This is a genomic window from Streptomyces cadmiisoli, from assembly GCF_003261055.1.
GTDB classification, from domain to species: Bacteria; Actinomycetota; Actinomycetes; order Streptomycetales; family Streptomycetaceae; genus Streptomyces; species Streptomyces cadmiisoli.
Window position 1 is genome coordinate 7159552 of record NZ_CP030073.1, and the last position, 19102, is coordinate 7178653.

The 19102-nt window shown below is 73.4% G+C and carries 18 protein-coding genes; 11 read left to right on the forward strand and 7 right to left on the reverse strand.

Annotation, left to right across the window (positions count from 1 at the left end):
• Window positions 1-9: 9 nt before the first annotated feature.
• A complete protein-coding gene (locus DN051_RS31530) occupies window positions 10-1104 on the forward strand; it encodes a phosphotransferase family protein (RefSeq protein WP_053759890.1) in 1095 nt (364 codons plus the stop codon).
• 10 nt (window positions 1105-1114) lie between these two features.
• Here DN051_RS31530 and DN051_RS31535 read toward each other — a convergent pair whose 3' ends face one another.
• Window positions 1115-1552 carry a hypothetical protein gene (locus DN051_RS31535; protein WP_053759954.1) on the reverse strand — a complete coding sequence of 146 codons (438 nt, stop codon included), beginning with the start codon at window positions 1550-1552 and terminating at the stop codon, window positions 1115-1117.
• Between the two features lie 267 nt (window positions 1553-1819).
• On the opposite strand from DN051_RS31535, the gene DN051_RS31540 reads away from it, so the two are divergent.
• From DN051_RS31540 to fxsA, 4 genes are all read left to right on the forward strand, one after another.
• Window positions 1820-2260, forward strand: coding sequence for an Lrp/AsnC family transcriptional regulator (locus DN051_RS31540; protein WP_053759891.1), 441 nt, complete (start codon window positions 1820-1822; stop codon window positions 2258-2260).
• Between the two features lie 46 nt (window positions 2261-2306).
• Window positions 2307-3920 (forward strand): amidohydrolase, encoded by a 1614-nt coding sequence (locus DN051_RS31545; RefSeq protein ID WP_112440087.1) that lies wholly within the window; start codon window positions 2307-2309, stop codon window positions 3918-3920.
• Between the two features lie 649 nt (window positions 3921-4569).
• Window positions 4570-5370 (forward strand): polyprenol monophosphomannose synthase, encoded by an 801-nt coding sequence (locus DN051_RS31550; protein ID WP_053759893.1) that lies wholly within the window; start codon window positions 4570-4572, stop codon window positions 5368-5370.
• 49 nt (window positions 5371-5419) lie between these two features.
• Complete coding sequence (gene fxsA, locus DN051_RS31555) at window positions 5420-5974, forward strand: FxsA family membrane protein (RefSeq protein WP_112440089.1); 555 nt, start codon at window positions 5420-5422, stop codon at window positions 5972-5974.
• A 132-nt stretch (window positions 5975-6106) separates the two neighbouring features.
• On the opposite strand, the gene DN051_RS31560 is transcribed toward fxsA, so the two are convergent.
• From DN051_RS31560 to yczE, 4 genes are all read right to left on the reverse strand, one after another.
• Window positions 6107-6481 (reverse strand): RNA polymerase-binding protein RbpA, encoded by a 375-nt coding sequence (locus tag DN051_RS31560; protein ID WP_003977404.1) that lies wholly within the window; start codon window positions 6479-6481, stop codon window positions 6107-6109.
• A 266-nt stretch (window positions 6482-6747) separates the two neighbouring features.
• On the reverse strand, window positions 6748-8094 hold the full coding sequence (locus DN051_RS31565) for an MFS transporter (protein ID WP_053759895.1): 1347 nt from the start codon (window positions 8092-8094) through the stop codon (window positions 6748-6750).
• Window positions 8095-8143: 49 nt separating this feature from the next.
• Window positions 8144-8911, reverse strand: a complete 768-nt coding sequence (locus DN051_RS31570) for a glycerophosphodiester phosphodiesterase family protein (protein WP_053759896.1) — start codon at window positions 8909-8911, stop codon at window positions 8144-8146.
• Window positions 8908-9561 (reverse strand): membrane protein YczE, encoded by a 654-nt coding sequence (yczE, locus tag DN051_RS31575; protein WP_053759897.1) that lies wholly within the window; start codon window positions 9559-9561, stop codon window positions 8908-8910. The genes DN051_RS31570 and yczE overlap by 4 nt, the downstream gene beginning before the upstream one ends.
• A gap of 100 nt (window positions 9562-9661) precedes the next feature.
• Here yczE and DN051_RS31580 point away from each other — a divergent pair, with 100 nt between their 5' ends.
• On the forward strand, window positions 9662-11161 hold the full coding sequence (locus tag DN051_RS31580; protein ID WP_053759898.1) for an SCO1417 family PLP biosynthesis transcription factor: 1500 nt from the start codon (window positions 9662-9664) through the stop codon (window positions 11159-11161).
• 74 nt (window positions 11162-11235) lie between these two features.
• Here the strand turns inward: DN051_RS31580 and DN051_RS31585 are convergent, their stop codons facing one another.
• Entirely contained in the window at window positions 11236-12951 is a 1716-nt protein-coding gene (locus DN051_RS31585) for an ATP-binding protein (RefSeq protein ID WP_112440091.1), read from the reverse strand.
• A 55-nt stretch (window positions 12952-13006) separates the two neighbouring features.
• A complete protein-coding gene (locus DN051_RS31590) occupies window positions 13007-13201 on the reverse strand; it encodes a hypothetical protein (RefSeq protein WP_053759900.1) in 195 nt (64 codons plus the stop codon).
• 309 nt (window positions 13202-13510) lie between these two features.
• Between DN051_RS31590 and DN051_RS31595 the strand changes: the two genes are divergently transcribed.
• From DN051_RS31595 to DN051_RS31620, 5 genes are all read left to right on the forward strand, one after another.
• A complete protein-coding gene (locus DN051_RS31595) occupies window positions 13511-13903 on the forward strand; it encodes an ankyrin repeat domain-containing protein (protein ID WP_053759901.1) in 393 nt (130 codons plus the stop codon).
• Between the two features lie 323 nt (window positions 13904-14226).
• On the forward strand, window positions 14227-15645 hold the full coding sequence (locus DN051_RS31605) for a HEAT repeat domain-containing protein (RefSeq protein ID WP_112440093.1): 1419 nt from the start codon (window positions 14227-14229) through the stop codon (window positions 15643-15645).
• Between the two features lie 195 nt (window positions 15646-15840).
• Entirely contained in the window at window positions 15841-16971 is a 1131-nt protein-coding gene (locus DN051_RS31610; protein ID WP_053759903.1) for a glycosyltransferase family 4 protein, read from the forward strand.
• Window positions 16968-18131, forward strand: coding sequence for a glycosyltransferase (locus DN051_RS31615; RefSeq protein WP_053759904.1), 1164 nt, complete (start codon window positions 16968-16970; stop codon window positions 18129-18131). Before DN051_RS31610 ends, DN051_RS31615 begins: the two co-directional genes overlap by 4 nt.
• Window positions 18128-19093, forward strand: coding sequence for an SGNH/GDSL hydrolase family protein (locus tag DN051_RS31620; RefSeq protein WP_112440095.1), 966 nt, complete (start codon window positions 18128-18130; stop codon window positions 19091-19093). The genes DN051_RS31615 and DN051_RS31620 overlap by 4 nt, the downstream gene beginning before the upstream one ends.
• Window positions 19094-19102 lie beyond the last annotated feature (9 nt).

A 19102-nucleotide genomic window follows, 5' to 3' on the forward strand; every position in this document is an offset into this window, starting at 1 on the left:
GCGGCAGCCATGACCACACCGCGGCGCCCCCGCACCACGACCCGGGATCCCGAGGAGCTCGCCGGACGGCTCACCGCCTGGCTCGACGCCCGGCTGCCCGGCGCGAAGGCGGTGGGCGTCACCGTCCCCGCCTCGAACGGCATGTCCAGCGAGACCCTGATGTTCGGCATCGAGCACCCCGAACCGCCGGTGCGCTCCTGTGTGCTGCGGCTCGCCGCGGACCCGGCCGCGTACACGGTGTTCCCGGTCTACGACATGGCCCGCCAGTACCGCACCCTGCGCCTGGTGGCCGAGCACACGGACGTGCCGGTGCCCCGGGTGCTCTGGCTGGAGGAGGACCCGGCGCCGCTCGGGGCGCCCTTCTTCGTCATGGAGCGGGTCGAAGGGCGCGTGCCGCCCGACGTCATGCCCTACACCTACGAGGGCAACTGGCTGCACGCGGCGAGCGACGCGCAGCGCGACCGCCTGGAGGCGGCCACGATCGGCCTGCTGGCCCGTCTGCACGATCAAGTCCCCGTCGCCGAGGCGGAGTTCCTCGCCCCGCCCGGACCGGGTGACGCGCTGCGCCGCCATGTCACCGCGCAACGCGCCTACTACGCCTGGGTGGTGGACGGACTGCCCCGGTCACCCCTCATCGAGGCCGCCTTCGACCGGCTGGAGGAACTGTGGCCGAGCGACCCCGGCCCGCCCGTGCTCAGCTGGGGCGACGCACGGATCGGGAACGTCCTCTACGACGGCTTCGAGCCCGCGGCCGTCCTCGACTGGGAGATGGCGGCCACGGCACCGCGCGAGGTCGACCTGGGCTGGACGGTCTACCTGCACCGCTTCTTCCAGGACCTGACCGCCGCCTCCGGGCAGCGCGGCCTGCCGGACTTCCTGCGCCGCGACCGGGTGGAGGCGCGCTACGCCGAACTCACCGGCCACACACCGCGGGACATGGACTTCCACACCCTGTACGCCGCCCTGCGGCACGCGATCGTGATGCTGCGCGTCGCCCACCGGCAGGTGCACTTCGGTGAGATCGCCGTCCCGCCGGACCCGGACACGCTGATCCTGCACCACGGCAGCTTGCGGGCCATGGTGCAGGGCGGCTACCGGTACTGAGCGCGGCCCGTCAGGCGGCGCTGCGGCGCATCGTCGGGACACGCATCGGGCGCGAGCCCGGGCCCCCGACGTGGGAGAAGGGCTGCATGCGCCAGTCGAGCCCCTGAGGCAGCGTCAGCAGCAGCGCGGTGTCCTGCTCGTGCGGCTCGAAGGACTCGTCCGCCGGCCGTGCGTCGGCGGCCCTGCGGCCCGTACCCGCGCAGACCGTGAGACCGAACGGGTTCCACGGCGAGGCGCACAGCGCGTGCTCCGGCAGGAAGTCCTCGTCCGCCAGCAGGGCGATGGGCTGGGCGCAGTCCGGGCAGATCACCCGGTACATCTCGAAGGTGTCGTAAGCGTCGGCCTCGTCTCCGTCGAAGGCGTCGGGTTCGACACCCTCCGGCTCGGGCTCGACGACCGGCTGCTGCCGCTTGGGTGCGGTACGACCAAGGCGCTTCAGACTCTGCATGTTCTCCCCCTCGGGCTGGGCCGTGAAAGGCGCTGCGGCCTCGACCACAGCAAGCACTTCCCGTCCTCCGACCGGCGTAATCACGACTCCATCACGGAGAATGTTCGAAACCTGTGGCGTTCGTCACATGCCGCCCGCAGGTGCCCCTTGCGCGCCGCGCGCGTCCCCCGGCCGGCGCACGACCGGCCCCCGCCGCCCGACGGGGCTCGCACGACCTGCGCTGCTCGGGTATCCGTGGAGATCAGCCGCACTGTAGGTTCTTGCGCCATGGAGGAGCTGGACCGACAGATCGTGCAGCTGCTCGTCAAGGACGGGCGGATGAGCTACACCGACCTGGGCAAGGCCACGGGCCTGTCCACGTCGGCCGTGCACCAGCGGGTGCGCCGGCTGGAGCAGCGTGGCGTCATCCGCGGGTACGCCGCGGTCGTCGACCCCGAGGCCGTCGGGCTGCCCATGACGGCGTTCATCTCGGTGAAACCGTTCGACCCCAGTGCCCCCGACGACATCGCGGACCGCCTCGCGGGCGTCCCCGAGATCGAGGCCTGCCACAGCGTCGCCGGCGACGAGAACTACATCCTCAAGGTGCGCGTCGCCACCCCCCACGAGCTGGAGGAACTGCTGGCGCGGCTGCGGGGCCTGGCCGGTGTGTCCACCCGCACCACCGTGGTGCTGTCGACGCCGTACGAGGCACGGCCGCCGCGGATCTGAGGCACCTGCGTTCCGGGGCGCGCGGGCGAGGCGGGAGACTGTTCCCATGAGTGAGCGCACCGCCCCGCCCAGAACCGTCCTGCTCCGCCGCGGAGAGGTCCACAGTCCCGCCGACCCCTTCGCCACCGCGATGGTCGTCGAGCACGGCCAGGTCGCCTGGGTCGGCTCGGAGGGCGCCGCCGACGCCTTCACGGACGGCGTGGACGAGGTCGTCGACCTGGACGGTGCCCTGGTCACCCCGGCGTTCACCGACGCGCATGTGCACACCACCTCCACCGGCCTCGCGCTCACCGGCCTGGACCTGTCCGGCGCACCCTCCCTGGAGGCGGCCCTGGCGCTGGTGCGCCGGTTCGCCGCCGACCGCCCCGCCGACCGCGTCCTGCTCGGCCACGGCTGGGACGCCTCGCGCTGGCCGGGCGGCCGCCCGCCGACCCGCGCGGAACTCGACGAGGCCACCGGCGGCCGGCCCCTCTACCTCAGCCGGATCGACGTCCACTCGGCGGTCGTGACGACGGCGCTGCTCGACCTCGTCCCCGAGATCACCGACCGCACCGACGGCCCTCTGACCCGCGACGCCCACCACACCGTGCGCGCCGCGGCGCTCGGCGCCGTCACGGCACGCCAGCGCACCGACGCCCAGCGCGCCGCCCTGGCCCATGCCGTCTCCCTCGGCATCGGCTCCGTCCACGAGTGCGGCGGACCGCAGATCTCCTCCGAGGACGACCTCACGGGCCTGCTCCGGCTCGCCGCCGAGGAGCCCGGCCCCCGGGTCGTCGGCTACTGGGCCGAACAGGGCGAGGCGGGCGTCGCACGGGCCCGTGAGCTGGGCGCGCGAGGAGCGGCCGGCGACCTGTTCGCCGACGGCGCCTTCGGCTCGCACACGGCCGCTCTGCACGAGCCGTACGCGGACGCCGGGCACACCGGCACCGCCTACCTGGACGCCGTCGCCGTGGCCGAACACGTCACCGCCTGCACCGAGGCCGGCCTCCAGGCGGGCTTCCACGCCATCGGCGACGCCGCGGTGACCGCCGTGGTCGAGGGCGTCCGGGCCGCCGCCGAGAAGGTCGGCCTCGCGCGGGTGCGCGCCGCGCGCCACCGTGTCGAGCACGCCGAGATGCTCACCCCCGAGACGATCGCGGCCTTCGCCGAGCTAGGGCTGACGGCGTCGGTGCAGCCGGCCTTCGACGCGCTGTGGGGCGGCGAGGAGGGCATGTACGCCCAGCGGCTCGGCGCCGAGCGGGCCCGCCTGCTCAATCCCTTCGCGGCGCTGCTGCGGGCCGGTGTCCCGCTGGCCCTCGGCTCCGACAGCCCGGTCACCCCGCTCGACCCGTGGGGCACGGTGCGGGCGGCCGCCTTCCACCGGACGCCGGAGCACCGGATCTCCGTACGGGCCGCGTTCACGGCGCACACGCGCGGCGGCTGGCGGGCCGTAGGACGGGACGACGCGGGCGTCCTGGTGCCGGGCGCGCCCGCGGACTACGCCGTGTGGCGCACCGGCGCCCTGGTGGTGCAGGCCCCGGACGACCGGGTCGCGCGCTGGTCGACCGACCCGCGCTCCGGCACCCCCGGTCTGCCGGATCTGACCCCGGGCTCCGACCTGCCCGTCTGCCTGCGCACCGTGGTGGGCGGACGGACGGTGTTCGTACGGCCGGGCGAGTGATCTCCCGGGGTGGCGGAGTGAGGATCGCCGCCCGGCGCAGCGTCGCGCGACCTGCGTATCCTCTGGCCCGACCTGGGCATCCCTGGCATCACCGCAGGTCGAACGACTGTTGACAGGCGGCGGCCCGGGGCCGGTAGGTTCGGCCGAGTCCACCACGGGACGCCCGACCGGCGAACGTCCGCGTCCGCGTCGCGGCGCCGCTGGGTCAGGGACGGTGTACCGCACCGGGGCACCGCCACTGGGAGCCAGGCTCAGCGACCGCGCCGCGGCGCGGGAACGTCCGGCCGGACGGGGGTCCCTCCCAGGCCGAGCGAGGTCGAGAGCTCGGGGGGAGGGTGTGACCCGGGTGGGGCCCGGGCGCTCAGTAGACAACGGCTTCAGGTCGACCCGCAGCCGGCGGGTCCCAGGTCGGCCCGAAGGGCGCCGGGCCCCCATCCGCAGCATAGGCCGCGGCTCCGCGGAGCCGGCCGCCGCGGCGTCAGGACCGCGGCCGGACCCCCTCCCGATCGCTTTCGGCCCCCTCGCGGAGCAAAGACAGATGCCTGCCCTGCTTTTGTGGAACCGACACCAGTAATCGAACATCCCGTCACGTCACCGCAGGCCGCGGCCACTATGGTGGACGTCTGCGGACGGACGTGAAGGGGCAGCAGTGAACGACGGCGAGGGGAACCGCGCGGCAGAGGCCCGGGTGAGGCGCTTCGGCCCGCTCGGCACGGCCTTGGTGATCATCCCCACCTACAACGAGGCGGAGAACATCAAGAGCATCGTGGGCCGTGTCCGCGAGGCGGTTCCCGAGGCCCACGTCCTGGTCGCCGACGACAACAGCCCCGACGGCACCGGCAAGCTCGCGGACGAACTGGCCGTCGGCGACGAGCACGTCCACGTCCTGCACCGCAAGGGCAAGGAGGGCCTCGGCGCCGCCTACCTCGCGGGCTTCCACTGGGGCATGGAGCACGGCTACGGCGTACTGATCGAGATGGACGCCGACGGCTCCCACCAGCCCGAGGAACTGCCCCGGCTGCTGACCGCCCTCAAGAACGCCGACCTGGTGCTGGGCTCGCGCTGGGTGCCCGGCGGCCGGGTCGTGAACTGGCCGCGGAGCCGCGAGATCATCTCCCGGGGCGGCAGCCTCTACTCACGCGTCCTGCTCGACGTGCCGATCCGCGACGTCACCGGCGGCTACCGGGCCTTCCGCCGCGAGACCCTGGAGGGCCTCGGCCTCGACGAGGTCGCCTCCCAGGGCTACTGCTTCCAGGTCGATCTCGCCCGCCGCGCGATCAAGGCCGGCTATCACGTCGTCGAGGTGCCGATCACCTTCGTCGAGCGGGAGCTCGGCGACTCCAAGATGAGCCGCGACATCCTCGTGGAGGCGCTGTGGCGGGTGACGTCGTGGGGCGTGGGGGAGCGGGTCGGCAAGGTGCTCGGCCGCGGACGGCCTCCGCAGCCGTAGACGGCACACGCTTATCCCGCACTGAGCCGGGCCCAGGCACACTGGGTGCATGACGATCGGCGCTTCGGACCCCGGCCACCCCACGCGACCCCGCCGTTCGCGGGTGCGCACCTTCCTGCCTCTGGGCATCGCCGCCTGGCTGGTGCTGGAGATCTGGCTGCTGACCGTGGTCGCCGGCGCGACGAACGGGTTCACGGTCTTCCTGCTGCTGCTCGCCGGGCTGGTGCTCGGCGCGGTGGTCGTCAAGCGGGCCGGCCGGCGCGCCTTCCAGAACCTGAACGAGGCGCTCCAGCGGGGCGGGACACCGGCGGGCGGCGGTGGGAACGGCCTGACGATGCTGGGCGGTTTGTTCCTGATGGTCCCCGGACTGATCTCTGACGCGGCCGGACTCCTGCTGCTCCTCCCGCCGGTCCAGAAGGCCGTCGGCCGGTTCGCGGAGCGCACGGTCGACCGCAAGCTGCGTGAGGCCACCCCTGGCAGCCTCGGCGACGCGTTCCAGCAGGCGCGCATTCACCGGCCGGACGGAAAGGTCGTGCAGGGTGATGTCATCCGGGACGAGCCGGAGGGCGCCCCGCGCGATCCGCGCCCGCCGCTGAACCGCTGACCACCCGTTCGGGAGCCCGGGCGGACAGGCCGGTCTTCGGACATGACTGCGGGCGCCGCACGTGATCTCACGTGCGGCGCCCGCAGTCTGTTCGCTTGTCGTGTACTGAATCCGGCCCGAGCCGCGCAATTACTACGCGGACTTGCGGCTGTCTCGGGGATGGACCGCGATGTTCATCGCGCCGGACCGCAGAACGGCGAGCCGCTCCTCGAGGACCTCTTCGAGCTCCTCTCGGGTGCGCCGCTCCATCAGCATGTCCCAGTGCGTGCGCGCGGGCTTCGCCTTCTTCTCCTCCGGACCGTCGCCGTCCACGAGGAGTGCCTGGGCACCGCAGACCTTGCACTCCCACTCCGGCGGGATCTCCGCCTCGACCGAGAAGGGCATCTCGAAGCGGTGCCCCTTCTCGCATGCGTACTCCACGGCCTGGCGCGGGGCCAGGTCGATGCCGCGGTCCGTCTCGTAGCTGGTCACCACGAGGCGCGTGCCGCGAAGAGCTCGCTCACTCATGAATCGTGCCTCCCGGGCTTGTCGCCCACAGGACAGGTGTCGCTGTCGTCGTCATCCGGTCAACGTCCGGTCGGCGGTAAAGATTCCCGTTCGGAGTCCCGTTCCGGGTCGTGCGTCGCCGTCGTAGCCGCCCATGTTGTACCCACCCGCGCCCGGTTTGTCACATCTGACAGCAGATGTCACCCAGCGTTTCGGCATCTTTGACGCGCAGTAACGGTACGCCTGGCAGGCCAAACGCGTACACTACAGCGCTTTCGTCCTGTGTGCTAAATCCTTTCGGGCACCGGGTTCCCGGCGTCGGCGATCGCACGCCGCACCGGAACCCGGGCCAGCAGCACGAAGCCGAGGGCGAAGAACGCCACCAGCGAGATGATCGCGTCCCGGTAGCTTCCGGTCAGCTGGTAGGTCAGGCCGAACAGCAGCGGGCCCAGCCAGCTCGTGCCGCGGTCGCTCAGCTCGTACGCAGAGAAGTACTCGGCCTCCTTGCCCGGGGGGACCAGGTGGGAGAACAGGGAGCGGGACAGCGCCTGGCTGCCGCCGAGCACGAGACCGATCCCGGCCGCCAGCACGAAGAAGAACACCGGCGCCCCGGCCGGCAGGAAGTACCCGATCGCCAGGATCAGCGTCCAGGCGACGAGCGAACCGAGGATCGTGCGCTTCGCGCCGTGCCGGCGGGCCAGCCGGCCAAGGCCGAGGGCGCCGAACACCGCGAGGACCTGGACCAGCAGCACCGCGCCGATCAGCGTGGACTGGTCGAGCCCCAGTTCCTTGGAGCCGTAGACGGAGGCCTGGGTGATCACCGTCTGGATGCCGTCGTTGTAGACGAGGTAGGCCAGCAGGAAGGACAGGGTGAGCGGGTGGCGCCGCATGTCGCGGACCGTCGCGGCGAGCTGCCGCCAGCCCGTCACGGTCGCCTCCCGGGCCGGTGAGCGGCGGTCGCGCAGCCGGCGCAGCGGAACGAGGGCGAACGCACCCCACCACAATCCGGCCGACGCCAGGCAGATACGGACCGCCATGGACTCCGTGAGGCCGAACGAGTCGTGGGCGAGGTAGAGGATCAGGTTGGCGACGAGGACCAGCGCGCCGGCCGCGTAGCCGAAGGCCCAGCCCCGGGAGGAGACCGCGTCGCGTTCCGCCGGCGGGGCGATCTGCGGCAGGTAGGAGTTGTAGAGCATCATCGCCACGGACTGCGCCGCGTTGGCGACGATCAGGAGCAGGCCGCCGAGCAGGTAGCGGTCGCCGTCCAGGAAGAACATGCCCGCCGTAGCTGCGGCGCCGATGTACGCGGCCGCGCCCAGGAGGGGCTTCTTGCGGCCGCTGCGGTCCGCCGCGGCGCCCACGAGGGGCATGATCACGACGGCCACGATCACCGAGAGGGACACCGAGTACGCGAAGAAGGAACCGGCCCGCACCGGGATGCCCAGCGGATGCACGAACCCCTCGTCGTCCGCCGCGGCCTCCGCGACCGTCGTCAGATACGGCCCCAGGAACACCGTGAGCACGCTCGTCGAATAGACCGAGCACGCCCAGTCGTAGAAGTACCACCCGCGCTGTTCGCGCTTGCGCTCGGCGGCCCCGTCGGCCTCCGGCGTCCGCACCGTCCCGGTCCCCACCCCTGCCCTCGCTTCCCCGAGAAGTGCCGTGCGCGGCGGCGGTCCGGGGTCAGACCCAGACGCCCCGGTCCTCCATGACCTTGCGCAACGTGTCGATGTGATCGGTCATGATGCCATCGACGCCGAGGTCCAGGAGCCGGTGCATCCGCTCCGCCTCGTTGATCGTCCAGACATGCACCTGCAACCCGCGCGCGTGCGCGGCCCGTACGAAGCGGTGGTCCACCACCTGGATCCCGGACTGCGCCTCCGGCACCTGCGCCGCGACCGCCGAACGGCGCAGCGCGGCCGGCACGCCCCAGGAGCGCATCCGCAGGTTGAGCACGCCGCGCGTGCCGTACGACGTCGCCAGACGGGGCCCCGCCAGGCGTTGGGCGCGGATCACGCGGGCCTCGGAGAACGAACCGGCGCAGACCCGGTCCCAGGCGTTCGTGCGCCCGATCAGCTCCAGGAACGGGTGCAGGGCCGACTCCGCCTTGAGGTCGACGTTCCACCGCACCTCGGGGAAGGTCTCCAGGAGTTCCTCGAACAGCGGCACCGGTTCGCTGCCCGCCACACGCGCGTGCCGGACGTCCTCCCACGGCAGATCGGCGATCCGGCCCGCGCCGTCGGTCACCCGGTCCAGCGTCGAGTCGTGGAAGGCGACGAGCCGTCCGTCGCGGGTGGCGTGCACATCGGTCTCCATGTACCGGTAACCCGCCTCGGCGGCCCGCCGGAACTGCAGGACGGTGTTCTCCAGGCCGTCCGCCGAACCGCCCCGGTGGGCGAAGGGGATCGGACCGGGATGGTCGAGGTACGGATGGCGTATGCGCGTGCTCACGGACGCAGTATCGCGCGCCGGGGTTGACCGGTGGCAACGACGGTGCTGCCGCCGGATGCCGGGGGGACGGCGAACACCCGCAGGAAGACCTGGGCGAGCGGGCCGATCGACACCGCGTACAGCAGCGTGCCGAGGCCGACGGTGCCGCCCAGGGCGAAGCCGGTCGCCACGACCGCCACCTCGACGCAGGTCCGGATCAGGCGGATGGAGCGGCCGGTGCGCTGGTGCAGTCCCGTCATCAGGCCGTCGCGCGGGCCGGGCCCGAAGCGGGCCGCGATGTACAGGCCGGTGGCGACGCCGTTGAGCACGACGCCGGACACCATCAGCGGCACCTGCACGGGCAGGGTGCGGGCTTCGGGCACCAGGGCCAGCGTGGCGTCGAGGGCCACGCCGATCACGAAGATGTTGGACACGGTGCCGAGGCCGGGGCGCTGGCGCAGCGGGATCCACAGCAGCAGCACGGCCGCGCCCACGATGATCAGGACCACGCCGATGGACAGCCCGGTGCGCTCCGCGAGGCCCTGGTGCAGCACGTTCCAGGGTTCGAGGCCGAGACCCGACTTCACCAGGAGCGCGGAGCTCACGCCGTAGAGCGTGAGTCCGGCGTAGAGCTGGAACAGCCGACGTGCGAGATGCCCCTGCGTGGACAAGACGTGCCCCCTGGTGGTCGTAGTGGCCTGATGCGTGACACTCTGTGGCTTGGGATGGAAAGCCATCCACGGCCAATTCGGGGAAGGTGGACTGGTAATCATGCCGCAGTGGACCTCGGCGGTGGGGGCGGCGCAGCTCGCCCGGCTGCTCACGTCGCAGCAGGACCGCCCGGCCGGACCCGGATCCCGCCGTCCCCCCGCCTATCGCGCGCTCGCCGACGGCGTCCGCCTGCTGGTGCTCGAAGGGCGCGTCCCCGTCGCCGCCCGGCTGCCCGCCGAGCGCGAACTCGCCCTCGCCCTGTCCGTCAGCCGTACGACCGTCGCCGCCGCCTACGAGGCGCTGCGCGCCGAAGGGTTCCTGGAGTCCCGGCGGGGCGCGGGCAGCTGGACCGCCGTGCCGGCCGGCAACCCGATCCCGGCGCGCGGCCTCGAACCGCTCCCGCCGGAGGCGCTCGGCTCGGTGATCGACCTCGGCTGCGCCGCCCTGCCCGCCCCCGAGCCGTGGCTCACCCGCGCCGTCCAGGGCGCCCTGGAGGAACTGCCGCCGTACGCCCGCACGCACGGCGACTACCCGGCCGGGCTGCCCGCCCTGCGCGCGATGATCGCCGACCGCTACACGGCGCGCGGGATTCCCACGATGCCGGAACAGATCATGGTGACGACCGGCGCGATGGGCGCCATCGACGCCATCTGCCATCTGTTCGGCGGCCGCGGCGAGCGCATCGCGGTCGAGTCGCCGTCCTACGCCAACATCCTCCAGCTGATGCGGGAGGCGGGCGCCCGGCTGGTGCCCGTGGCGATGGCCGAAGGGCTCACCGGGTGGGACGTCGACCGCTGGCGGCAGGTGCTGCGGGAGGCCGCGCCGAGGATCGCGTACGTCGTCGCCGACTTCCACAACCCGACCGGCGCGCTCGCCGACGAGGACCAGCGGCGCCGGCTGGTGGAGGCCGCCCGTTCGGCCGGTACCGTGCTCGTCGCCGACGAGACCATGACCGAGCTGTGGCTGGACCCCGAGGTGGAGATGCCGCGTCCCGTGTGCGCCTTCGACCCGGCCGGATCGACCGTCATCACCGTGGGATCGGCCAGCAAGGCGTTCTGGGCGGGCATGCGGATCGGCTGGGTGCGGGCCGCGCCGGACGTGATCCGCAGCCTGGTCGCCGCGCGCGCGTACGCCGACCTGGGCACGCCCGTGCTGGAGCAGCTCGCCGTGAACTGGCTGTTCGGCACCGGGGGCTGGGAGCAGGCCGTGGCGGTCCGCCGGGAGCAGGCCCGGGACAACCGGGACGCCCTGGTCGCCGCGGTGCGCCGGGAACTGCCCGACTGGGAGTTCGAGGTGCCCCGGGGCGGGCTCACGCTGTGGGTGCGGGCCGGGGGGCTGTCGGGCTCGCGGCTCGCGGAGGCGGGGGAGCGCGTCGGACTCCGGGTGCCGTCCGGTCCGCGCTTCGGGGTGGACGGCGCCTTCGAGGGGTATGTGCGGCTGCCGTTCACCGTCGGGGGCGCGGTGGCCGAGGAGGCGGCGGTACGCCTGGCCGCCGCGGCACGGCTGGTGGAGAGCGGAGGCGCGGTGGGCGCGGTGGCGCCGGGGTCGTTCGTGGCCTGAGGCGGAGCGTGCGCATCGAGGGGTAGGGCTCCGCAGGGCCCCGGCACCGGCGCCGACCCCGTGGAGCCCCAGGGCTACGAACTCGCCCGTGACGGCTCGGCCACCACCGCCTTGGCCACCACCGGTTCCGCCGTGACCGCCTCGGCCACCACCGGTTCGGCCGCCGCCTTGACCACCACCGGTTCCGCGGTGACCGCCTCGGCCGTCACCGCTTCGGCCGTGACCGCCTCCGCCGGTACCGGCTCCGGTTGCGCGGGTGTGCGTTCCGGCTCCGCGTCCGCCGGTGTCGTCCGCTGCGGCAGCAGGTCCAGCACCGCCTGCCGGTCGGCCTCGGTCGTCGCCTCGTCGTACGGGTCCGGGGTCGCGGGCACCTGGAGGCGCAGGACCGGGCCCGCGCCCAGTCGGGCGTAGCCGCGCCCGGACGGGAGCTGGGCGACCGGTGTGCTCTGCGGGGGCGCGCCCAGGACCGCTTCGAGGTGCTCAGCGGTGGCCGGACCGAGCACGACACGCGCACTCGTGTGCCGGGCCACGGATTCGGTCAGGGCGTCGAGGCCGTCGAACTGCTCGGCGACGACCACCGTGACGTTGGCGGCACGCCCGTGCCGCAGCGGCACCTGGAGCAGGGACAGCGGGTCCTTGTGGCCCTCGGCGGCGGCCACGTGGCTCAGCGCGGTCGGCCGGTCCAGGAGGATCCACAGGGGACGCTTCGTGTCCTCCGGCGGCGGATGGCCGGCCTGCCGGGCGCGGTTCGCCGCGATCAGCCGGCGCTCCGTCTCGGCGGTGGCCCATTCCAGGCTGGCCAGCGCCCCGGCGAGGGCGGACTCGACGGCCAGCACCCCGTCCCGGCCGGTCAGGCACGCGTGGTCGTCGGTGCCGCCGCCCTCGACGACCACGATGTCGCCGTACTGGAGGGCCTGGAGCGCGATGCAGCGCAGCAGTGTCGACGTGCCGCTGCCCGGCCGGCCGGCGACGAGCAGATGCGGTTCGGTGGAACGGGTGCCCGTGCGCCAGACGACGGGCGGGATGTCGCGCTGCCCCGTGCCGTGGGTGAGGGGGAGCGTGCGCTGGACCTCCGTGGGGTCCGTGAAGCCGAGGACCGTCTCGCCGGGTGCCGTCACGAAGCGCTGGGGGGCGATGTCGGTGGGCAGGGGAGCCAGCACGGTGACTGTCAGCTCGTTCCCCTCCGCGTCCCACTCGAAGTGGTACTCGCGGCCGCGGCCCGACTTCGCCGAGAGCAGGTGCTCGACGCGGGCGCGGGACTCGGGCTCGCCGTCCGGGAAGTACGCCGGGTAGCGGACCAGAAGGTGCGTGATGCGTCCGGTCGTGTCGAACGCGTATTCAGGGAAGGCCTTGTCCCATTCGCCGCCGTGGGCGTACAGGGGAGCGGGATCGTCGGCCGTGGAGAAATGCGGGACCATCGCCTCGTACAGCGAGTGCAGGCGCTGTGTCTGGGTCTCGTCGGGGCCCTCCGGCGTCGCCGGACCGCGGTCGCGGCCCTGCCAGGCTGCCGCCGCCATCACGGTGATGACGGCGAGCAGCGGGCCGTACGGCACGAGCGCCAGGACGAGGACCGCCGAGGCTCCCAGGAACAGCAGTGGGCCACGTCTGTCCTTGGGAGTCTCCGCCCACTTGCGCCGCCCGGCCGAGGCCAGCCGGCGCAGACCGCGAGTGATCGTGATCAGCGGGTGGAGGACGTCGGTGGCGCTGTCGGCCGCCGTCCGTGCCAGATCCCGGCTCCGGGCGAGCTGCGTGCTGCCGTTGCTCAGAATGCGGGGGAGGGGGCGGGCCACTGGTGTCTCCTGGAGGTGCGTACGAGCGGGATGGTGCGTCCCCGGGGGCGCGGGGTCAGAACTTGAAGCCGCCCAGGAGGCTCGCCAGGCTCTCGCCGCCGGCCTTGATGCTCGGGGCGATGGCCGTGCTCGCGAGGTAGAAGCCGAACAGGGCCGAGATGCAGGCGTGGGACGCTTTGAGTCCGTCCTTGCGGAAGAAGATGAACACGACGATGCCGAGCAGGACGACGCCTGAGATGGACAGAATCATGAGGTCTCCTGGTGTCTTGGGGGACAGTCACCGTGAGTTCTTCCAGGATCACAGCATGTATCCATACGATTAAAGGTGCAACCGGGTGAAATTTCGTACTTTTCGCCCTTGTGGCGGAGTCGTGACGGGCCGGTCCGGCGGGGCGATTGCGCCCGACGGGTGCATCGCTGATCTTTGCCTGGGACGGGGCCGGTCATGTGCCCGCGCAGCCAGTACGCTGGCAATTCACCCGTACGGCCGCACCGCTCGCAGTCGTACGCTTGGCTCCCCCTCGTCCCCGACGTGCGCAAGTGAGAGGCGGTCCGGCTGATGACCGAAGCCCCCGACCCCGAGGTCGTGGAGCTCGCGACCAAGATCTTCGATCTGGCCCGGCGGGGGCAGACCGAGGCCCTCTCGGCGTACGTCGACGCGGGCGTTCCGGCCAACCTCACCAACGACCGGGGCGACTCCCTCGTCATGCTCGCCGCCTATCACGGGCACGCCGCCACCGTGCGTGAGCTCCTCGCGCGCGGCGCCGAGGCCGACCGCGTCAACGACCGAGGCCAGACACCCCTCGCGGGGGCGGTCTTCAAGGGCGAGGAAGAAGTGATCAAGGTTCTCCTGGAGGCCGGCGCCGACCCGGCCGCGGGCACCCCGTCGGCCGTCGACACGGCCCGGATGTTCGGCCGCAAGGAACTGCTGGAATTGTTCGGCGCGCACTGAACCGAAGACCCTGACCGGGCGGAAAGGCCGATCGGTCAGGCAGGACACGGAAAACGGGGGAGGCGGTACAGGGCCGCCGGAAATTTCGGTCGCGGCATCACGAACAGCCGGGTCATCATGACGTCGTGATTCACGGACGCGATGGCTGGGCAGGTGTTGCCGCACCGCGCGGGCCGTGACGCGGTCCGCATGGGCCACCGACGAGAGGCAGAGGAAGATGGTCTACAGCAAGCAAGAGACGGCGGGCGCCCCGACGTGTTGTCACGCGGCCAGGTAGTGCACGTTTCCCGGTTGCGTCGACGCTTGATGTGAGGCTGTTTCCCATGTTCGATCCGGTCATAGCGCCCAGCGGTACCCTGCTCGGCCTGCTCCAGCGGGGCCGTGGCGACGGCACACTGCACGCGCTCACCGCTCCGCGGTCCGAGGCCCTCGCGGCCCTGAACCAGTGCGTGCTGAACGACCCCCGCCACGACTGGCAGGTGGAGAACCGCTCCCTTTACTACGCCCGTCTGTACCTGGACCTCGGCGGCGAACTGGACGCCATCGAGGCGCATCTCTTCGACCCCGAGGACATCGTCGACACCGACGACTCCCGCACCGGTCTCGCGCTCGCCGTCCTGGGCCACCTCGCCTCCTACGGCAGGCTCGACGCGCTCGCGCTGCTGCGCAGGTACGCCGCCCACGGTTCCAACTGGGCCTGGGCCCTGGACGAGCTGGCGCTGCGCGACGACGACGCCGGTCTGCGCGCCCTTGCGGCACCTGTGCTGGCCCGGTTCCCGGCCGACCCCCAGGGCGAGGCCGAACTGGCCGCCGCCGTGCGCGACGCCTTCGAGCCCCGGCCCTGGCGGTTGTGGGCCGACGATCCCCGCGAATCCGTCGCCACCCGCGTGCGTGCCGCGCAGGAAGCCGGCTGTTTCGACCGGTGGCAGCGGCAGATGCGGCCCACCGGACCCCGTCCGGGCTGGAGCGTGCAGGCCGTGTTCGAGTGGGCCCAGCAGGGCATCGAACGCGGTGCAGCCCTCCATGTGCCCGCCGCCCGCTGCCTCTCCGCCGTCGCGGGTCCCGACGACCGGCCCGAGATCGTCCGGGCCGCCAAGGACGGCACCGAGGGCGCCCGCTGCACCGCGCTGCGCTACCTCGCCGACTGCGACGATCCCGACGCCCTGAACCTCATCGAGGCCGCCGTCGCCACCGGCCCGGCCCCGGTCGTGGAGGCCGCCGTCGACGCCTTCGAGCGGATGCGCAGCGTCGCCGCCGTCGACCGGGCCCGCGGCTGGGCCCGCCGGCCCGACCCGCTCGGCGCCGGCGCCGGGCGCATGCTCGCCTGTCTGGGCGGGGCCAAGGACAGCGACCTGGTCCTCGGCGCCCTGCGCGACGCCGTGCGCGGCGAGGGACCGGACGCGCCGACGCTGTGGACCCTCGTCGACGGCGCCGGCCGGCTCGGCATCGCCTGCGCCGCCCCCGTACTGCGCCACGTCTACCGCGAGACCGCCTCGTCCCATCTGCGCGGCAGGGCCGCCCGCGCCCTGGCCGCCACCGATCCGTCCTTCGCCGCCGGCTTCGCCGTCGAGTGCCTGTGGGACTGCGAGGAGACCACCCGCGAGATCGCCGCCCGGCACGCCGAGACCGGCGACGCCCGTGTGGTCGAGCAGTTGCGCCGGCTCGCCGCCGACCCCGCCGAGGAGGCGGAGGTCCAGACGGCGGTCCGCAGCCGCATCGGACCCGACTCCTCCGCCGTGTGAACTCCGACCTGACGGGCCCGACGGCTTATTTCGGACGTAGCGGGCCCGTCGGGTGAACAGCGGGTGACCCCGGAGTCAGGGGCGCGTGGACGCGGTCCGACCTGCTCGGGTGCGCAGCGCAACGCTCATGGATCGTTCCCCGTCCGGAAAGATCGACGTTGACGCGGCCACGTCCAGTGCGGCGACAACACCCCTATGCGTGTCGTCATAGTGACCGAATCCTTTCCCCCCGACGTGAACGGCGTGGCCCACTGCGCGCTCCAGACCGCCCGACACCTCGTCGATCGCGGTCACGCTCCCCTCGTCGTCGCCCCGGCCCCCGCTCCCGGGAACAAGGCAGCCGCCTCGCTCGCGCCCTGCCCCGTCGTCCACGTCCCCTCCCTCCCGCTTCCCGGCTACCCCCAGGTCCGCGTCGCCCTCCCCAGCCGGCGGCTGGCCGCCGCGCTGATCGAGCACGAGGCCGACATCGTGCACCTGGCCAGCCCCTTCGTCCTGGGTGTCCGGGGCATGGCCGCCGCCGCCCGCTACGGCGTCCCCGCCGTCGCCGTCTACCAGACCGACCTGGCCGGATACGCCCGCACCTACATGGGCGCCGGCGAGGCCGCGGCCTGGCGCCGCATCCGCTCCGTCCACTCCGCCGCCGACCGCACCCTGGCTCCCTCCACCGCGTCGCAGACCGACCTGGAGGCCCACGGTGTGCCCCGGGTGCACCTGTGGCGGCGCGGCGTCGACACCGTGCGCTTCCGCCCCGTCCTCCGGGACGACGCGCTGCGCCGCGAACTCGCCCCGAACGGTGAGCTGATCGTCGGCTACGTCGGTCGGCTCGCGCCCGAGAAGCACGTCGAGCTGCTCTCCGGGGTCTGCGGGCTGCCGGGTGTGCGGGTCGTGGTCGTCGGCGACGGGCCCAGCCGGCCCGGTCTGGCCGAGGCACTGCCCGGCGCGGTCTTCCTGGGCCGCCGCACCGGAGACGAACTCGCGCGGATCTTCGCGTCCTTGGACGTCTTCGCCCACACCGGCCCGTTCGAGACCTTCTGCCAGACCGTGCAGGAGGCCATGGCGAGCGGTGTTCCCGTCGTCGCGCCGGCCGTCGGCGGCCCGCTGGACCTGGTCGACCACGGCCGCACCGGGCTGCTCGTCCCGCCGCGCGACGCCGACGCCGTCCGGGACGCCGTGGCGCACCTGGCCGCCGACGACGCCCTGCGCGCCGCCTTCGGGGCCGCCGCGCGCGCCACCGTCGAGGGCCGGACCTGGGCCGCCATCGGCGACCAGCTGATCACGCACTACGAGGCCGTGCTGGAGGCGCGCAGGCCGGCGGTGGCGGCATGAACGCCCCGCTGCGCATCGTCCGCCTGGCCAACTTCGTCGCCCCGTCCTCGGGCGGGCTGCGCACCGCCCTGCGCGAGCTCGGCAAGGGCTTCAGACGGGCGGGCCACGACCCCGTCCTCATCGTGCCGGGCGAACGGCACACGGACCGCGACACCGAGCAGGGCCGCGTCATCACCCTGCCCGGTCCGGTACTGCCCGGCACCGGGGGCTACCGCGTCCTCGTCGACAAGCGCCGGGTCGCCGCCCTGCTGGAGGAACTGGCCCCGGACCGTCTGGAGGTCTCCGACCGGACGACGCTCAGGTGGACCGGCAAGTGGGCGCGGCGCGCCCGGATCCCCGCCGTGATGGTCTCGCACGAGACCGCCGACGGCGTGCTGCGCACCTGGGGCCTGTCGGAGGACCTGTCCCGGCGCGCCGCCGACGCGCTCAACGTCCGTACCGCACACACCTACTCGAGGGTCGTGTGCACCACGGAGTTCGCCGAGCGGGAGTTCGTCCGGATCGGCGCCCGCAACGTCGTACGGGCTCCGCTGGGCGTGGACCTGGTGGCCCGGCATCCCGCCCTGCGCGACGGCGCGCTGCGCGACCGGCACGCGCGTGCGGACGAGGAACTGCTCGTGATGTGTTCGCGGCTGTCCGTGGAGAAGCGGCCCGGCACCGCGCTCGACGCCCTGGAGTCCCTGCGGCGCCGCGGCGTGCGCGCCGTGCTCGTGGTGGCGGGGGACGGCCCGCTGCGCGCGCGGCTCGAACAGCGGGCGCGGGAGCGCGATCTGCCGGTCGCCTTCCTCGGCCACGTGTCCGACCGGGGGCTGCTCGGCGCGCTCCAGGCCTCCGCCGACGTGTGCCTGGCCCCCGGGCCCGCCGAGACGTTCGGGCTCGCCGCACTGGAGGCCATGGCGTGCGGTACGCCCGTCGTGGCCAGCGCGTCCTCCGCGCTGCCGGAGGTGATCGGATCGGCCGGAGCCACCGCCGCGGACACCGGGGACGCCTTCGCGGACGCCGTGCGGACCCTGCTCGACCTGCCGGAGCGCGACCGCCGCGAGGCGGCACGCGCGCGTGCGGAGTGCTTCGGGTGGTCCACCGCGGTGGAGGCGTTCCTCGCCGCGCACGACGCGACCGCCCCGGACCGTCCCTTCGTGCGTGCGGAGGGCGCCGCATGAGACCCGTCCGCTTCGTGGCGCTCGGCGACTCCCTGACCGAAGGGGTGGGCGATCCCGTGGGGAAAGGGTGGCGAGGCTGGGCCGCGCTGCTCGCCGGCGGGCTCGGCGAACAGCCCGCCGAATTCACCAACCTCGCGGTCAGCGGCGCCCAGACGCGCGACGTGCTGGAACGCCAGCTGCCCCCGGCTCTGGCCCTGCGGCCGGACGTCGTGTCCGTTCTCGTCGGCGTCAACGACACGCTGCGCCGCACGTTCGACATCCACCACATCGCCGAGCGCCTCGACAAGGTCTACGCGTCCTTCGCCCGGCAGGACACGGCACTGCTCACCGCGTGCCTGCCCGACCCCGGCACGATGCTCGGGCTCCCCGGGGCGCTGGCCGCCCCGCTGGCCCGCCGGCAGCGGGCGGTCAACACCGTGGTCCACGCGCTCTCCGAACGCCACGGAGCCCTGCACCTGCACGCGGCCGAGGGAGCCTGGACCACCGACCGGGCGATGTGGAGCTCGGACCGGCTGCACCCCGGTGAGCGCGGCCACCGCCAACTGGCCGTGCGGTTCCACGGACTGCTCACGGACGCCGGTCTGGCGACGGGGGCCGCGCCCTGTCTGGAACCCGAGTTCCGCGCGCCCACCAGATCGGCGAGCCTGTGGTGGCTGGCCACCGCGGGCACCGCCTGGGTCGCCCGGCGCTGCAACGACCTGCTGCCCCAACTGCTGCGGCTCGCCGCCGACGAACTGCGCCACCGCGCGCGTGGCACCAGCGGCCGGCTCGACCTGGGCGCGGCACACGACGTGTCCGCGGCGCTGGCCGCGCTGTCCCTGCCGGTACCGGACCCGGTTCCCGGGCAACTGCCGGTTCCCGGGCGGCGGACCGCGCCGGGCGAACGGCCCCGGCCGGAGCAGCTGTCGGTGCCGGGACAGAGGCCGGTGCCCGGCCACCGACCGGAACCGGAGGCGGCCTAGAACCCCGCG

Coding starts and splice junctions, on each gene's coding strand:
- DN051_RS31530 (WP_053759890.1), top strand. CDS start 10: ATGACCACACCGCGGCGCCCCCGCACCACGACCCGGGATCCCGAGGAG.
- DN051_RS31535 (WP_053759954.1), bottom strand. CDS start 1,552: ATGCAGAGTCTGAAGCGCCTTGGTCGTACCGCACCCAAGCGGCAGCAG.
- DN051_RS31540 (WP_053759891.1), top strand. CDS start 1,820: ATGGAGGAGCTGGACCGACAGATCGTGCAGCTGCTCGTCAAGGACGGG.
- DN051_RS31545 (WP_112440087.1), top strand. CDS start 2,307: ATGAGTGAGCGCACCGCCCCGCCCAGAACCGTCCTGCTCCGCCGCGGA.
- fxsA (WP_112440089.1), top strand. CDS start 5,420: ATGACGATCGGCGCTTCGGACCCCGGCCACCCCACGCGACCCCGCCGT.
- DN051_RS31560 (WP_003977404.1), bottom strand. CDS start 6,481: ATGAGTGAGCGAGCTCTTCGCGGCACGCGCCTCGTGGTGACCAGCTAC.
- DN051_RS31580 (WP_053759898.1), top strand. CDS start 9,662: ATGCCGCAGTGGACCTCGGCGGTGGGGGCGGCGCAGCTCGCCCGGCTG.
- DN051_RS31590 (WP_053759900.1), bottom strand. CDS start 13,201: ATGATTCTGTCCATCTCAGGCGTCGTCCTGCTCGGCATCGTCGTGTTC.
- DN051_RS31595 (WP_053759901.1), top strand. CDS start 13,511: ATGACCGAAGCCCCCGACCCCGAGGTCGTGGAGCTCGCGACCAAGATC.
- DN051_RS31605 (WP_112440093.1), top strand. CDS start 14,227: ATGTTCGATCCGGTCATAGCGCCCAGCGGTACCCTGCTCGGCCTGCTC.
- DN051_RS31610 (WP_053759903.1), top strand. CDS start 15,841: ATGCGTGTCGTCATAGTGACCGAATCCTTTCCCCCCGACGTGAACGGC.
- DN051_RS31615 (WP_053759904.1), top strand. CDS start 16,968: ATGAACGCCCCGCTGCGCATCGTCCGCCTGGCCAACTTCGTCGCCCCG.
- DN051_RS31620 (WP_112440095.1), top strand. CDS start 18,128: ATGAGACCCGTCCGCTTCGTGGCGCTCGGCGACTCCCTGACCGAAGGG.